This window comes from Tundrisphaera lichenicola, from assembly GCF_051175385.1.
Taxonomy (GTDB): Bacteria; Planctomycetota; Planctomycetia; order Isosphaerales; family Isosphaeraceae; genus Tundrisphaera; species Tundrisphaera lichenicola.
Genome location: NZ_CP195106.1, coordinates 5,628,035 through 5,643,439, shown reverse-complemented (window position 1 = coordinate 5,643,439; position 15,405 = coordinate 5,628,035). Strand labels below are relative to the sequence as shown.

At 62.8% G+C, this 15,405-nt stretch carries 12 protein-coding genes; 10 read left to right on the top strand and 2 right to left on the bottom strand.

Annotation, left to right across the window (positions count from 1 at the left end):
* Genes coxB through P12x_RS22105 form a run of 4 tightly spaced genes read left to right on the top strand, consistent with a single transcriptional unit; the run spans nt 1 to nt 3,611 of the window.
* Nucleotides 1-984 (top strand): cytochrome c oxidase subunit II, encoded by a 984-nt coding sequence (gene coxB, locus P12x_RS22120; protein ID WP_435007008.1) that lies wholly within the window; start codon nt 1-3, stop codon nt 982-984.
* Nucleotides 981-2,627 carry a cytochrome c oxidase subunit I gene (gene ctaD, locus P12x_RS22115; protein ID WP_435007007.1) on the top strand — a complete coding sequence of 549 codons (1,647 nt, stop codon included), beginning with the start codon at nt 981-983 and terminating at the stop codon, nt 2,625-2,627. Before coxB ends, ctaD begins: the two co-directional genes overlap by 4 nt.
* The gene (locus P12x_RS22110; protein WP_435007006.1) at nt 2,620-3,300 is read left to right on the top strand and encodes a cytochrome c oxidase subunit 3; all 681 of its coding nucleotides are present in this window, start codon (nt 2,620-2,622) and stop codon (nt 3,298-3,300) included. The genes ctaD and P12x_RS22110 overlap by 8 nt, the downstream gene beginning before the upstream one ends.
* The gene (locus P12x_RS22105) at nt 3,297-3,611 is read left to right on the top strand and encodes a cytochrome C oxidase subunit IV family protein (protein WP_435007004.1); all 315 of its coding nucleotides are present in this window, start codon (nt 3,297-3,299) and stop codon (nt 3,609-3,611) included. The genes P12x_RS22110 and P12x_RS22105 overlap by 4 nt, the downstream gene beginning before the upstream one ends.
* Nucleotides 3,612-3,708: 97 nt before the next feature.
* On the opposite strand, the gene P12x_RS22100 is transcribed toward P12x_RS22105, so the two are convergent.
* A complete protein-coding gene (locus P12x_RS22100) occupies nt 3,709-5,043 on the bottom strand; it encodes a Gfo/Idh/MocA family protein (RefSeq protein WP_435007002.1) in 1,335 nt (444 codons plus the stop codon).
* A 90-nt stretch (nt 5,044-5,133) separates the two neighbouring features.
* On the bottom strand, nt 5,134-6,066 hold the full coding sequence (locus P12x_RS22095) for a hypothetical protein (protein WP_435007000.1): 933 nt from the start codon (nt 6,064-6,066) through the stop codon (nt 5,134-5,136).
* A gap of 234 nt (nt 6,067-6,300) precedes the next feature.
* Between P12x_RS22095 and P12x_RS22090 the strand changes: the two genes are divergently transcribed.
* From P12x_RS22090 to P12x_RS22065, 6 genes are all read left to right on the top strand, one after another.
* On the top strand, nt 6,301-7,854 hold the full coding sequence (locus P12x_RS22090; RefSeq protein ID WP_435006998.1) for a YcjF family protein: 1,554 nt from the start codon (nt 6,301-6,303) through the stop codon (nt 7,852-7,854).
* On the top strand, nt 7,851-9,191 hold the full coding sequence (locus P12x_RS22085; protein ID WP_435006997.1) for an amidase: 1,341 nt from the start codon (nt 7,851-7,853) through the stop codon (nt 9,189-9,191). The genes P12x_RS22090 and P12x_RS22085 overlap by 4 nt, the downstream gene beginning before the upstream one ends.
* A gap of 4 nt (nt 9,192-9,195) precedes the next feature.
* A complete protein-coding gene (locus tag P12x_RS22080; protein WP_435006996.1) occupies nt 9,196-10,608 on the top strand; it encodes a DUF697 domain-containing protein in 1,413 nt (470 codons plus the stop codon).
* Complete coding sequence (locus tag P12x_RS22075) at nt 10,605-11,834, top strand: DUF697 domain-containing protein (RefSeq protein ID WP_435006994.1); 1,230 nt, start codon at nt 10,605-10,607, stop codon at nt 11,832-11,834. Before P12x_RS22080 ends, P12x_RS22075 begins: the two co-directional genes overlap by 4 nt.
* 23 nt (nt 11,835-11,857) lie before the next feature.
* Complete coding sequence (locus tag P12x_RS22070; RefSeq protein ID WP_435006993.1) at nt 11,858-12,256, top strand: hypothetical protein; 399 nt, start codon at nt 11,858-11,860, stop codon at nt 12,254-12,256.
* 252 nt (nt 12,257-12,508) lie between these two features.
* On the top strand, nt 12,509-15,352 hold the full coding sequence (locus tag P12x_RS22065; RefSeq protein WP_435006991.1) for a POTRA domain-containing protein: 2,844 nt from the start codon (nt 12,509-12,511) through the stop codon (nt 15,350-15,352).
* Nucleotides 15,353-15,405: the final 53 nt, after the last annotated feature.

The following is a 15,405-nucleotide window of genomic DNA, read 5'->3' as shown; positions in this document are numbered from 1 at the left end:
ATGTGGGACTTACCTCTCTTCCCGGAGCGCGGCTCCACCCTCGCGGGGCGGGTCGATCTCGTTTTCTTCACCGTGCTGGCCATCGCGGTCGTCCTCACGGCCGTGATCGGTTTCCTGGTGATGTTCCTGGCGATCCGCTATCGCAAGGGGTCTCAGGCCGACCGCTCCCACGCATTCAGCAGCAACCTCAAGCTCGAATTGGCCTGGATCGGCATCCCGCTGGTGATCGTCCTGTTCATCTTCGCGATCGGTACTCAGGTCTTCTTCGAGATGTTCAATCCGCCCAAGGGTGCTTCCCCCATCTACGTGATCGGTAAGCAGTGGATGTGGAAGGTCCAGCATCCCCAGGGGCGTAGCGAGATCAACGAGATCCACCTCCCGCTGGGGCGGCCTGTCCGGCTGATCATGACCTCGCAGGACGTGATCCACAGCTTCTTCATCCCGGCCTTCCGGATCAAGCAGGATGTCCTCCCCGGACGATTGACCTCGGAGTGGTTCGAGCCATCCAAGGTCGGCCGGTATCACCTCTTCTGCGCCGAGTATTGCGGGACGGAGCATTCCCGGATGGGCGGCTGGGCCGTCGTGATGGAACCGGCGGCTTATGAGGAGTGGCTCAAGGGAGCCCCCGACGGGAGCGGTGGCAAGAGCAGCGATGCCGGCGTTTCGATGGCCTCCAGCGGGGCCCGGCTGTTCGAGAAGTATCATTGCACCGGCTGCCACGGGGAGAACTCCAAGTTCCGCGCCCCCAAGCTCGACGGAGTCTATGACGGACAGGTTCCGATCATGGCCGCCAATGGGAAAGACGTAGAGTTCGTCAAAGCCGACGATATGTATATGCGAGATTCCATACTTCTGCCCAAGTCGAAGGTCGTGGCCGGCTTCGATCCCGTGATGCCCTCTTATAAAGAGGTCCTCAAGGAGGAAGAGCTGCTCCAGATCCTGGAATATCTCAAGTCGATCGGGCGGAAGGAGGGCCTTCGATGAGCGTCCTGCAAGAGCCTCACGCCGGGGAGCAAGTCTCGACGACTTACCCCGAGAAGAACTATCTCACCGCCGAGCATTCGGTCAGGTCGTGGCTATTGACGACGGACCACAAGCGGATCGGGATCCTCTACATGATCTCGATCACCTTCTTCTTCTTCATCGGCGGGGCTGCGGCCACCCTGATGAGGCTGGAGTTGCTGACGCCCGAAGGCGACCTGATGAGGTCCGACCTTTATAATCGGATGTTCACCCTGCACGGGATCGTGATGGTCTTCTTCTTCATGGTCCCGTCGATCCCGGCGGTCCTGGGGAATTTCCTCCTGCCGATCATGATCGGGGCACGCGACCTCGCCTTCCCGAGGCTCAACCTCCTCAGCTGGTACGTCTACATCACGGGCGGCCTGTTCACGATCGCCGCGATCCTCTGGGGCGGGGTTGATACGGGTTGGACGTTTTACACGCCTTATAGCTCGATGTACTCGAACAGCAACGTCATCCTGACGGCCCTGGGCGTCTTCATCGTGGGCTTCTCGTCGATCCTGACGGGCCTCAACTTCATCGTGACCGTCCACAAGATGCGGGCGCCGGGGATGACCTGGTTCCGGATGCCACTGTTCGTCTGGGCCGAGTATGCGACCAGCATCATCATGGTGCTGGGCACGCCGGTCCTGGCGATCACGATCGTCCTGCTGGCCCTGGAGCGGGTGATGCGAGTCGGGATCTTCGACCCCGCTCTCGGCGGCGACCCGATCCTCTTCCAGCACCTGTTCTGGTTCTACTCGCACCCGGCCGTTTACATCATGATCATCCCCGGCTTCGGGGTGATCAACGAGATCGTGCCTTGCTTCTCGCGGCGGAAGATCTTCGGTTACCGCTTCATGGCGGTGGCGATGATGGCGATCGCCATCCTGGGTTTCCTCGTCTGGGGCCACCACATGTTCGTGAGTGGCCAGTCGATGTACGCCGGGATCGTGTTCTCGGTCATCAGCTTCTTGATCGCCATCCCGTCCGGGATCAAGGTCTTCAACTGGACCACGACCCTTTACAAGGGCTCGATCTCGGCCGATACGCCGATGCTTTACGCCTTGGGCTACATCGGACTGTTCGTAATCGGTGGATTGACGGGCTTGATGCTATCGACCCTGGCCATCGACGTCCACGTTCACGACACTTATTTCGTCGTGGCCCACTTCCATTACATCATGGTCGGTGGGACCGTGATGGCCTACCTGGGGGGTATCCACTTCTGGTGGCCCAAGATCACCGGGCGCATGTATCCCGAGATTTGGGGTAAGCTGTCGGCCCTCCTGGTCTTCGTCGGCTTCAACCTGACCTTCTTCCCGCAGTTTGTCCTGGGCTACCTGGGGATGCCCCGGCGATATCACGAGTACCCGGCCGAATTCCAGGTGTTCAACGTCCTGTCATCCGCAGGGGCGTCGATCCTGGCGGTCGGCTACTTCCTCCCCTTGTTCTATCTGCTCCTATCGCTGAAGTTCGGTCCGATCGCCGGTTCCAATCCCTGGAGAGCCACCGGGCTCGAGTGGACCCTCCCCTCGCCGCCGACGACTCACAACTTCGAATCAATCCCGATCGTCAACGAAGAGCCCTACGAGTACGAAATTCAGGAGGGTCCGAGTGTCTAACGCCGTGGCACACGTCGCCGAGCCCGTCCTGCTGTCGCACTTCGACGACCGGCAGCAGCAGGACGAATCCACCAAGCTCGGAATGTGGACCTTCCTCGCAACTGAGGTGATGTTCTTCGGCGGGATGTTCCTCGCGTACATCCTGTTCCGCTGGAAATACCACGGTCCGTTCGCGGAAGGCTCGAATTCATTAATCATGGAGGCGGGATTCCTCAACACCGGAGTCCTGCTCTGCTCCAGCCTCTCGATGGCCCTGGCGGTCGATCATGCCAAGCTGGGAAACCTGAGCGCGATGATCCGCAACCTGATCATCACAATGGTTCTCGGCTCGATCTTCCTCGGGGTCAAGGCCTTCGAGTACTACACCGACTTTAAAGAGCAATTGATCCCGGGCCTCAATTTCCATCCCCATCATTTAGCCGAGAAGCTCTCGGCAGGCGAACTGGGTCAGGTGGAGTTGTTCTTCGTCATTTACTTCGCCATGACCGGCTTGCACGCCCTGCACATGGTCATCGGGATCGTGGCCATCGGGATCCTCGCGTTGATGATCTACCGGAGTCGGATGGTCGACCCGACTACGGTCGAATCGCTGGGCCTCTATTGGCACTTCGTCGACCTGGTCTGGGTTTTCCTCTTCCCACTCCTTTACCTGATCGACCTTAACCACAAATGAGCACACATACCGGCTCCGCCCACCACACACACCGGCCGCTTTATATCAAGGTCTTCGTGGCTTTGATGGTCTTGCTGGTGCTCACCGTGGTCGCCGCCAAGATGAATCTTGGCGAATTGAACCTGATCGCCGCCCTGGGGATCGCCGTAGTCAAGGCGGCGCTGATCGTGCTGTTCTTCATGCACTTCCGCGAGAGCGAGAAGCTGACGTGGCTGATCGGTGCCGCGACCCTCGTCTGGTTCGGGATCCTGGTCGTCCTGACCTACAACGACTACTGGTCGCGGGACTGGCTTCACATGCCCGGTAAGTAAATCCGTTCGGTCACGACGAGCCGATTTAGTCGAGCCGGAAGCTCCCGATTGTCGGGCGCTTCCGGCTCTTTACATTTTGAATGGAAGCCGTGGCGGATCAGCCTCGGCGGGCCGAATCGACGCGGGCCGTGGATTCCGGGAGATGCCACGGGGCTCGATAGGTTCTCGAAAGCATGTCGGCCGCCTCGGTGTCGCCGACGATCGTCTCGGTCGTCGGGTCCCAGTTCAGCTTCCGTCCTAGCCTGGCGGCGATGTTGCCCAGGTGGCAGACCGTCGCCGACCGGTGACCGATCGCGACGTCGCAGATCGGCAACTCTCGGGACTTGATGCAGTCCAACCAGTTCTTGTGGTGGTCCTCGCTCGCGTAGAGATGGACATCTCCCGTTTTCAAAGGCTCTTTCAGGATCTCGGGAGGGTTCGACTCGATCTTGCCGCGAGAAACAGAGATCGATCCTTTTTCACCTTCGAACAGGACACTGGGGCCGGAGCCCATCCCCTGGTTGCAGTAGAGCTTGATGCCGTCATCGTAGGTGTAAACGATCTCGCTCTGCTCCGGCACCTCGAACCAACCATCCTTGTTGTAGCGGGCGGACCCTTCGATCGAGACCGGTCCGCTCTCGTCGCGACCCAGTCCCCACTGCGCGATATCGAGGTGGTGGGCACCGAAGTTGGTCATCTGGCCGCCCGAGTAGTCCCAGAAGAACCGGAACAAGTAGTGGACGTGCTTGACGTTATAAGGCCGCTCGGGAGCCGGCCCGAGCCAGGTCTGGTAGTCGAGTTCGGGCGGGGGGGTCGAATCGGCCACCGCCGGCCCGTCGAAGTTGACCTTTGGCAAGCTCGTCCGGACCGACTTGATCTTACCCAGTCGACCTGATCGGACCAGTTCGCAGGCCAGGCGGAACCGCGCATCGGAGCGTTGCTGGCTGCCCGTCTGCACGATTCGTTTCGCCTTCCTGGCCGCTTCGACCATCGCTTTACCCTCGGCGATGGTCAACCCCAGTGGCTTCTCGCAATAGACGTCCTTGCCTGCCGCGCAGGTGTCGATGGTCGTCAGAGCGTGCCAGTGGTCGGGCGTGCTGATCAGGACCGCATCAATCGACTGGTCGTCGAGGAGCTTTCGATAATCGGCGTGGCCCGTACAGGGGCGGCCACCGGATTCGGCGACCTTACGGGCTGCGGCCAGGTGGTTCTGATCGACGTCGGACGCTGCGACGACGTCGGCGGCTTTCTGCTTCTGGATCGCCTTGATGTTCGCGGTCCCTTGACGACCGACGCCGATGAATCCGACCCGGATTCGTTCGCTGGGAGGGACGACGTCCGGCCCACCCAACACTCGACGGTTGACGATCATCGGGAACGCATAACCGATTCCTCCAACTCCGACGGCCCGTGCCCCTCGGCGCAGGAATTCTCGGCGGTTCTCGTCCGACATGGATCTACCCTCCGGGATGGGATCGATTCGATTCAGCGGAATAATCACAAGCCGTTTCAGAGTGGGCCGGACAACCCGAGGGTTCGACTCTCAGCGAGACGCTTGTTTCCGGTAATAGGCGAGCCAATCCTTGCCATTGTTAACGGTCAGATCGCCGAAGGCGAGGTCGATCTCGGCCTTATCGGGAGTACCGGCCTTCTCTCGCTCGACGCCAAGTTTGACCAATCTCTCGCTCTCGCCCTGCCAGTTCCGCGTTGCCAGTCCGTTGGCCAGTGCCGAGAAATACCAGACTCGGGCGTCCTCGGGGTTGCTCGACTGGAGCTTTTCGAATTCTTCCTTCGCCTCGGCATACTTCGCCTGCTGGAAGAGTTCGATCGCTCGGACCAGGGATGAGGCCTCGGGATTGGCGTCCGGGGCTTGGGTCGTCTCGGCGGCCGGGGCTGGTCGAGCGGTCATCTCGGCCTTGAGCGAGTCGACGGCCTGGGTCAGTTCGTCCACTTTCTTGTCGATCTCGTCAACCTTGGGGGCGGGGGCGAATCCCTCGGCCTTGGCCGCCGCTTCGACCTTCTGGCTGAGGGCTTCCAACTGGGCGGGTGTCTCGGCGAGAGCCTTGCCGAGTTCGGCGACCTTGTCGTCGAGCGATTTAATCTGAGGCGTGGGATCGACCGGCGCGGGCATCTCGCCGAGTCGCTTGGTCAGACCGGCGATCTCCTCCTTGAGTCGATCGACCTCGGATGTCAGTGCCTTGGATTCATCCGATGGGGCGTTGGTCGCCACTTCTTGGGTTGGTTGTCCTTCCGGGCGGAGGATGACCCAACCGAGCATCAGGATCAGGACCAACAGCAGGAGAAAATTGACACCGACCATCGTCGAGAGCCGGCGATGAGGAGAGCCGTGCTCGGGGTCGTCGTGGGGGAGATCTGGAGGAACGGGGATCTTGAGACGCGGGCCCGATTTTTTTGCTTCGCCAGACGGCGTGGGTAGGGGCGAGTTGGGATCTGGGTTCTCGAATTCCTGGGACATGGTGCACCTTTGCTGGAGGATGGCGAAGTGATGATGGGCCAGGTCCACCAGTATAAGGGGGAGCCGGGCCGACATGAATGGCTTAGGAGCGATCGAGTCGGTCTTTGATACCGCCGGTACTCTCGGGGTAGAATTGCGGACACCCGGCCGGATCGACCCAAGGAAGGTCGATTCTCGACGAATGACCGAATGACAGGACGCGAGCCGGAGCCTCAGAATCACCTGGCCCTCGGAATGACAAGAACCCAACGCCTCTGGCTTGCACTGATTGGCCTGACCCTTTCGCTGGGGACGGCGGCCTGGCTGGTTACGTCGGTCGGCGATATGCACGACCGTCTGGCCCGGACGTCACCCCAGCTTGCGATCGGCTTCGTCGCGATCACCTGCCTGGCCGCGTCGGCCACGGCTATTGGCGCCGCCCGATTGCTCTGGAAGCTCGGTCGCGACGAACGTCCCCCCGCACAGGCTCCCGAGGACATCGTGGCCGCGGCCGATGTCCAGGCCCGCGAGGCTGAGGCGGTCGTCTCGCAGGTCAAGGACCCGACGGCTCAGGCCCGGCTCCGGTCCGAGATTGCCACGCTCCGCACCGATCGTGAAGTCCGGCGATTCCACGTCGTCATCTTCGGCACGGGCTCGGCGGGAAAGACCTCGCTAATCAATGCGCTGCTGGGGCGAGTCGTGGGGCGGACCGAGGCGACCATCGGCACGACCAAGGGGGGGGAGGCGTTTACGATCAAGGTGGAGGACGTCGACGGGACCGTCCTCCTGACCGACACACCGGGGCTTTCCGAGATCGGCGAGGCGGGTTCGGTCCGCGAGGCCGAGGCTCGCGATCTGGCGGCCCGCGCCGACTTGCTGCTCTTCGTCGTCGATCACGACCTGATCCGCTCGGAGTACGAGCCGATGGTTGCGCTGGCCCGGCAAGGGAAGCGGTCGATCGTGGTCCTGAACAAGAAGGATCGCCTGATCGACGAGGACCGCGACGCGATCCTGGCCAAGCTCCGGGAGCGGCTGAGCGGCCTGGTGGCACCGCTCGACGTGGTGGCGGTCTCGGCCTCCCCTCGACCGATGCCCGTACGGATTCAAGGCGACGACGGGGCCATCTCCACGGTCCTGGAGGCCGAGCCGCCCGATGTCGAACCGCTCCGAGAGCGGATCGCCGCCGTCCTTGATGGTGAAGGGGACACGCTCCGAGCGGGCAACCTTCTTCTCCGGGCGCATCTGATCAATGAAGAGGCACGCGGTCAACTTTCGAAGGAACGCGACCAACGGGCTCAGGCAGTCATCGACAAATTTCAGTGGCTGACGGCCGGGACGGTCTTCGCGAATCCGGTCCCCGCGCTCGACCTGATGGCCGCTGGGGCCGTGCAGTATCAGATGATCACCGAACTAGCCGCCGTCTACGGGGTCGAACTCACCACGGCGCACGTCAAGATGATCGGCTCGCAGATGATCCAGATGCTCCTGAAGACCGGGCTGGTGGAGGCATCGACCTCGCTGATCGCCGGGCTTTTCAAGTCGAGTCTGGTCGGGTACGCCGCCGGTGGTGCGGTCCAGGCGGTCTCGATGGCCTACCTCGCCCACGTCTCGGGGCATGCCTTCGCCGACTACTTCCGTCACGGTCAATCCTGGGGAGACGGCGGGATGGGAGCCGCCCTGATCCGCCAATTTAACCTGAACAGCCGGGCCGATTTCCTCCAGGAGTTCGCCAAGCAGGCACTCTCTCGGGTCTCGAAGCAAGTATTGAAGAAGGCCGAGGCCCCGGCGGGCGGGGGGCCGAAGTCATGAAAATATTCCCCAATCCTGGGCTGACCATCGAGGACGCAACCAACTTGATCGCGTCGGGCGCGATGTCCTACGTCGATCTCGTCGAAGGATGCCTCGCCCGGATTGACGAATGGGAACCGAAGGTTCACGCCTGGGTCGTCGTCGATCGGAAAGGAACCTTGAATCGCGCCCGGGAGCTGGACCAGGAGCGGAGCGATTGGGGGGACGTCGGGCCGCTGTACGGTATTCCGATCGGGATCAAGGATATCATCGATGTGAAGGGACTGCCGACTTCGGCAGGGGTGAAGCTCTGGGGAGGAGGTCGACCGGCCGAGGCCGACGCCGATCTCGTCGAGAAACTGAAATCTGCCGGTGCGATCATCCTCGGAAAGACCGTTACCACGCCCTATGCCTGGATCGATCCGCCTCCGACGCGCAATCCCTGGAACTTCGAAAGAACTCCGGGTGGGTCATCGAGCGGTTCGGCCGCGGCCGTCGCGACCGGGATGTGCCTGGGGGCATTCGGGACCCAGACCGGAGGATCGATCATCCGGCCCGCGGCGTTTTGTGGAGTGTCGGGCTTCAAGCCGTCGCGATGGAAGATCAGCACCCAGGGGATCGTGCCGTTCGCCAGGACTCTCGATACGCCCGGTCCGATCGCATCATCGGTCGAGGGGCTTCGACGGCTTTACGATGCAACGGCCTCGTATCGGGGTGAAACTCCTTCTGATCCAGGTAGATCCGCGGGGCGAGATGGACATGGGCTCCGATTCGGCCGGCTCAGGGGGCTTTTCGAGAGCCTTGCCGACCAGGAGATGACTCGGGCTCTTGAAGGTTTCTCGATGCACGTTGAAGCTGCGGGGGCCGTTGTCGTTGAGGTCGCTCTGCCGCCGGAATTCGACCATGTCCGGCGGTCTCACCGGGTCATCATGGCGGCGGAAGCAGCCGTCGGGCATCGGGAACGATTGGCCGAACTACCTCAGGACTATCCACCTCGGATCGCCGAATTGATCCGGGAAGGGATTCCGATCCTGGCCTCCGACTACATAAAGTCGCACGATTCGATCATGCCGAATGGCACGTATTTTTCCGGAATATCCGAAAACATCGACGCGTTCTTGATGCCCGCCGCGATCGGGGAGGCTCCCGATCGTTCGACGACAGGTGATCCGATCTTCAACTCTTGTTGGACCTACCTCGATTTTCCGGCCGTCACCCTCCCGATCGGACTTTCGAAGGCCGGTCTGCCACTGGCGATCCAACTCGTCCATCCGTGCTCCGACGCGGTTCTGCTCGATGTCGCCGTCTGGTGCGAGCAGGTCCTTCGCAATGAACCTCAACGAGCCCCCCGGGATTGACGACATGTCGTCCGCCGATCAAGAACCGAATCCGATCTCCGAACCCACCCTGGAGGGCGTCCTCGAACAGCTCGACGACTCCGACGGCCTGGTCCTACGCGCCCGCGAGAGCCTGGAAGAAACCCTGAATGCCCTCCAACTCACCCCCGAGGAGGAGCGGGCCCTGGGTCCCGAGATCGCTCAGCTTCGCGAGTTGACGAAGAAACTGGACGAGACCTCGGTCGAGATCGCGGCATTCGGGATGGTCAGCCGGGGCAAGTCCTCGGTCCTGAATGCCTTGATGGGTCAGGAGGTCTTCCAGGCCGGATCCACCCACGGGACGACCGTCGAGCGAGCCTCGCAGCGCTGGGAAATATCGAGGCCGATCGGGCCGGGCTGGGACGAGGCGAAACTGGTCCTGGTGGACACGCCGGGGATCGACGAGGTGGGCGGAGAAGCCCGCGAGGCCCTTGCTCGCGACGTGGCCCGGCATGCCGATCTGATCCTCTTCGTCATCTCTAGCGACATGCAGCGCCGGGAGTTCGAAGCCCTGGCCGAACTCCGGGAAGCCCAGAAGCCGATCCTCCTGGTCTTCAACCAGATCGACCGCTATCCCGACGCCGACCGTGACCTGATCTATTCCAAGATCAGCAACGAACGGGTCCGGCACCTGATCCGTCCCGAAGACGTGGTGATGACCGCGGCGCGGCCCGACCCCTTCAAGGTCAAGCTCCAGCGCCCCGATGGGACCTCGTCCATCGTCTGGGAACGACCGACTCCCGTCATCGAGCCTCTCAAGAAGCGGATCCTCGAAGTACTAGAGCACGAGGGTAAAGCCCTGGTGGCCTTGAACACTCTCCTCTTCGCGGGAGATGTTCACGAGGCGATCGTCGCGCACAAGGTCCGGATTCGCGAAGACGCGGCGAATCGGCTGATCTGGAACTTCGCGCTGGCCAAGGGGGCCGCCGTGGCCCTGAACCCGCTCCCGGTACTGGACATGGCGGGAGGTCTGACCGTGGATGTGGGGATGATCGTCGCGCTAAGCCGGGTCTACGGGATCCCCTTGACGCGTCGGACGGCCGTGAGTCTGATCAAGGATATGGTCAAGGCGATGGGTGCCCTGGGGGCGGTCGAGCTGGCCGGTCGGTTGATGATCGGCGGGGCTAAGGCACTCCTGGCCGGGACCACAATTGCTTCGGGTGGTATGGCTGCCCCGCTGGCTGCGGTGGGATACGGGGCGATCGGCTTGAGTACGGGTGCCACGGCGTCCTGGACCTCTTACGTCCTCGGAAGGGCGGCCAAGGTCTACCTCCAGCAGGGTTGCCAGTGGGGGACGCTGGGAATCAAGACCGTGATCCAGCAGATTCTCATGCAGGCCAAGACCGACTCGGTCGTCGAGCGGCTTCGCGATGACCTCCGGCGGAAGGTCGGCACGTGAGCGGGTTGACCCTCGATGTCGCCGTCTACGGGATCATCAACGCCGGGAAGTCGAGCCTCATCAACGCCCTGGCGGGTCGCGAGGAACGCCCGGCCGGGCCGATCGGCGGGACGACCGCGGAGGTCGCGGAGGTGGTCTGGCGAGTGGTCAGCGAGGGCCGGTCAGAGACTCAGGGCCTCGAATCACCAGAGGCTTTCGTCCCGAAGGTCGAGGGACGCGAATCAAATTCAACGCCAGCTTATACCGTCCGGCTGATTGATACCCCGGGTCTGGAGGAAGTGGGCGACGAGGGGAGAGGTCATCTCGCGACCGAAGCGGCCCGCCGAGCCGACCTCGTCCTGTTCGTCCTCGCCGAAGACCTGACGGCCACGGCCCGCAACGCTTTGCTCGGGCTCCGCGAGGCCGGCAAGCCGATGGTGGTGGCATTGAACAAGGTGGATCTGCTCGACGACGAGGAACGTGATGCCGTCCTGCGAGCCGTCCGCATCGGACTGGAAGGGCTGATCCCGGCCGAGGACATCATCCCGATCGCCGCGGCACCGATCCTCCGTCGAAGAGTCCCACTGACCAACGGCGCCTATCGGATCGAGACCGTTCGCGGGCTCCCCGAGGTGGGGGTCCTGGAAGCTCGACTCCTCGAAGGCCTTCACGATTCGGCGGGTGATCTCAAGGCGCTGGCGGGGGCGTCGGCCGGGGTGGACCAGCACCTCAGGGGTCGTGCGGTCGATCGGGCTCGGCTCCGGATTCGGGCCGAGCGGGTGGCCGACGAGACGAGCGTGGCGCTGGCCGTGGCCCTGGCCGTGAACCCGATTCCGCTGCTCGACTTCCTGACCGGGCCGGGAGGCCTGACGATCCTGGTCCGACGAGTCGCCGAGGTTTATGGAGAGCCGATGACGACCGAGGTCGCCCGGAAACTTGCCGGCGAGTTGATCCGGGGGGGGCGGGTGGTGCTCTGGGGCTCGCTGGCCGGGACGTTAGTCGGCGGAGCGTTCAAACTTGTGCCGGGCCTGGGTCATCTGGCCGGGGCCCTGACTCAAGGGGCGTCCGCCGGATACTTCGGCCATGTCGTCGGCCGGGCCCTGGTGGGCTACCTGGACCGGGGGCATGACTGGGGCGATGGGGGGCTCTTGGCCGAACTCGACCGGATTGCCGCCGCGACCGATCGACGGGCGCTGACCCGAGGTCTCGCCGAGCGGATCAAGGCCCGACTCCGTGGTGTCTCGTGAAATCACCTTCGCGAGCGGTCTGGTTGACAATAGTCCTGGTCCTGGTTGCCGCGTTGGCGGTTCCGACCAGTTGGGGCGTTCGCTCGCTGATGATGACCCGCCGGGCCGTCCTTGCGTATACCCAGATCCTCACCGCAGCGAATGGTCAGGACATCGAGAATCTCCGGTCCCTCTGCACCGATCGCTATCTCCGAGATCATCCTCCCGAGGTCTCTCCGGGGGGGGGGATCATCGGGCTCCCTCGGGGTATCCACAAGAATTTCCAGGCCTGGAGGGTGGGGGAGGAGGTCTGGCTTTGCCCGACGAATCGCGTCGGGCCGGTCTATCGATTCGTGTTTCACGACGATCGATGCGAGTTCGACGGTCTAGTCGGCCTGCTTCGCGCCGGGGGGAAGGTCGAGAAGTCGGACAGAAACTTTTAAGTCTTCCTCGGGAACATCCGGGCTTGCGTCATCCCTTTGTCTTGGGTACAAGGCCCCCACACATCGCGTACACCTATTGAGGCCTTTGCCCAAGGATGGGCCTGGACCTCCCCCCGGATCGAGAGCCTTGGCCGGATCGGCCGGGTTTTGCCGGGGCGTCCCGGGGATTATCGGTAACTCCTGACCTTCGGCGAATTGCCCCCGCCCAACGGCGGGGCACGCGTCGGGGGCCATCATCGGGACCGATCGAGCATGACACTCGGCGTATTTCAGAACCCGCCCACGCCAGGGATGGCCGCGGCGATCGAATCGACGAAGGCCCGGGCCGCGTGCCTGCGAGCTTCGCTCTTGATTGCGGGATTGATCCTCGCACTCGGGGGCTCGGTTCTCGCGGCGAAATCGAATCAACTGCCCGAAGGGACGATCTCCGAGATCAAGGTCGAGGGTAACACTTCGATCACGGTCGAGCAGGTCCGTGCCGAGATCAAGAGCCGAGTCGGGCGCCCTCTGGATCGGGCCACCGTCGAGCAGGATATGAAGACCCTGCTGGCACGGAAGTGGTTCTCCGAGGTCGCCCCGGTCTTCGATGATCAGACGGCCGCGGGGAAGGGGATCATATTGATCTTCCGCGTGACGGAAATGCCGATCCTGCGCGACGTCCAGTTCATCGGACTGAATGGCTCGATGGGCCACGTCAAGTTGAAGGACATCGAGGAGGCCACCGGGCTGAAGAAGGGTGGGCGGGCCGACTCGGTCCGAGCCCGCCTGGCGGTCCAGCAGATCCAGACGCTCTACGAGGAGAAGGGCTTCGAGAAGGCCGAGATCCGGCTCATCGAAGGGGGGAACGCCGGCGATACTCGCGTCATCATCGAGATTTACGAGGGGCCGAAATTCAAGATCGGCTCGATCGATTTCGTGGGGAACTCGTTCGTCGAGGATGCGGTTCTCGCCACCAAAATCGAGAGTCGCAAGGGCCTCTTCGGCCTCATGGCCAAACGCCACAAGGACGGCCTGGAAAGCGATCGACGGGCCTTGATCCGCTACTACACCGATAATGGGTTCTTCGACGTCCGGATCTCCGCGGTGGCTCGGCCGGGGGCTTCGCTCGGGGATGAGCAGATTACCTTCACGATCTCCGAAGGGCCGCAATATAAGGTCCGGAACATCGTCTTCGAGGGCAACAAGAAGATCCCCGAGGCGGAGCTTCGCGAAGGGCTGCTGCTCAAGGCCGGCCAGCCCTACAACGAAGGGATGCGGGATCTCGACTTCAAGACGATAAATACCCGCTACTGGAGCATCGGCTGCATCGATACTCACATCGAGAAAGACCAGCCCGTCACCGAGGAACCCGGATTCGTGGACCTGGTCTATCGGATCGAGGAGGGAGAGCCGTATTACGTCGGTCAGTTCATCGTTCGGGGTAGCGGTCGGACCAAGGAGAAGGTGGTTCGTCGCGAGGCCCTGATGGCCGGAGTCCTGCCCGGAGAAGTGCTCGACCTGAATCGGATCGACAAGTTCAAGATGAGGCTGGGCAACACCGGGTACTTCGTGAAAGACCCGGCCCAGGGCAAGCCCATCGACGTCCAGATCGTCAACAAACGGCCCGGCGACAAGCCGTTCGGGATGGACGTCTCGTTCGATCCCAACGGGGTGAATCTGACCCGGATGCAGAGCCCAGATCCGGACCTCCAGCTTCCCGGCGAGCCCCCGGCCATGCCTCCGCTGGACGTGCCCGCTCCCGAGATCCTGACACCGGATCCCGCTCCCTCCGCACCACGCTCGGCCCCGGCCGGCCCGGAGGGTCTGATGCCATTCGGTGGCCTCGGCCCATCATTCGCCCCGCCGGCCAACTCCGTCCCACCCGGACCGGCGCCGATCATCCCCGCCGGTCCTCCACAGGGAGTCCCGGGAAACCGGCCTGTCCCCAACACGCCCAGCGGCGAGGACCCCGGGTTCTTTCCCAGCCTCCCGAACAACAACATGAACGACGTCGGTCCCGACCGACAGGAGCCCAACCCGAACCGTGCTTATGCCGACATCGTCACCAATGTCGACGAGGCCCCGACCGGCCGCCTCCTCTTCGGCGTCGGCGGTAGCAGTCAGGGTGGCCTCAGCGGCAACCTGATCTTCCACGAGTCGAACTTCGACCTGTTCGCGATCCCCCGATCCTTCGCCGATCTCAGCAGCGGCCGAGCCTTCCGCGGGGCAGGCCAGGAATTCCGGGTCGAGCTCTCGCCCGGCACGCTCATTAATCGATACGTCGTCAGCTTCCGGGATCCCTACCTCTTCGATCTCCCGATCGGCCTGGGCGTGTCCGGCTACCAGTTCACCCGAAATTATCCCGACTTCAACGAGCGGCGGAGCGGCGGTCGCGTGTCGCTGGGGTATCAGTACGGCCCGCAGACCTACGCCGACATCGCGGCACGAATCGAGGATGTAAACATCTCCGGATTCTCGTACCCAGCCCCGGCGGAATTGCTCGCCGTATCCGGATCGACGACCCTGTTCACGCTCCGGCCCTCGATTCGATTCGACAACCGGAACAACCCGAACGCCCCGAGTCAGGGCTCGTACCTCGAAGCGGCGTTCGAGCAAGGGTTCGGAACCTTCTCGTTCCCGAAGTTCACGCTGGAAGGGCGTCAGCACTTCACCCTCGGGAGCCGCCCCGATGGCTCGGGAAAGCGGACGCTCGCCCTCCGGGGATTCTACGGAGTGACCGGACGTGATACGCCGATCTACGAGCGATTCTTCGCGGGCGACTTCCGGAGCATGCGAGGCTTTTACTATCGCGGTGTCGGTCCCCACGTCCTGGGTGTCAACACCGGTGGCGTGATGACGGCGATCGGCTCGATCGAGTATCAATTCCCCTGGACGGCCAGCGACAAGCTCCAGCAGGTCTTCTTCTGCGATTTCGGCACCGTCGAGGCCGATTATAGCTTCACCACCTTCCGGGCCGCGGTCGGGACCGGCCTCCGGGTGGTGATCCCGCAGATTACCGGCCAACTTCCCCTGGCCTTCGACCTGGCGTTCCCGGTCTCGAAGGCCGAAGGTGACCGAGTCCGTTACTTCAGCTTCTTCATCGGGGCATTCTGGTGATCGATGCCGGGAGCCGTCCTCGCCGGCATCGCCACGCACACTCATCGTGCTCT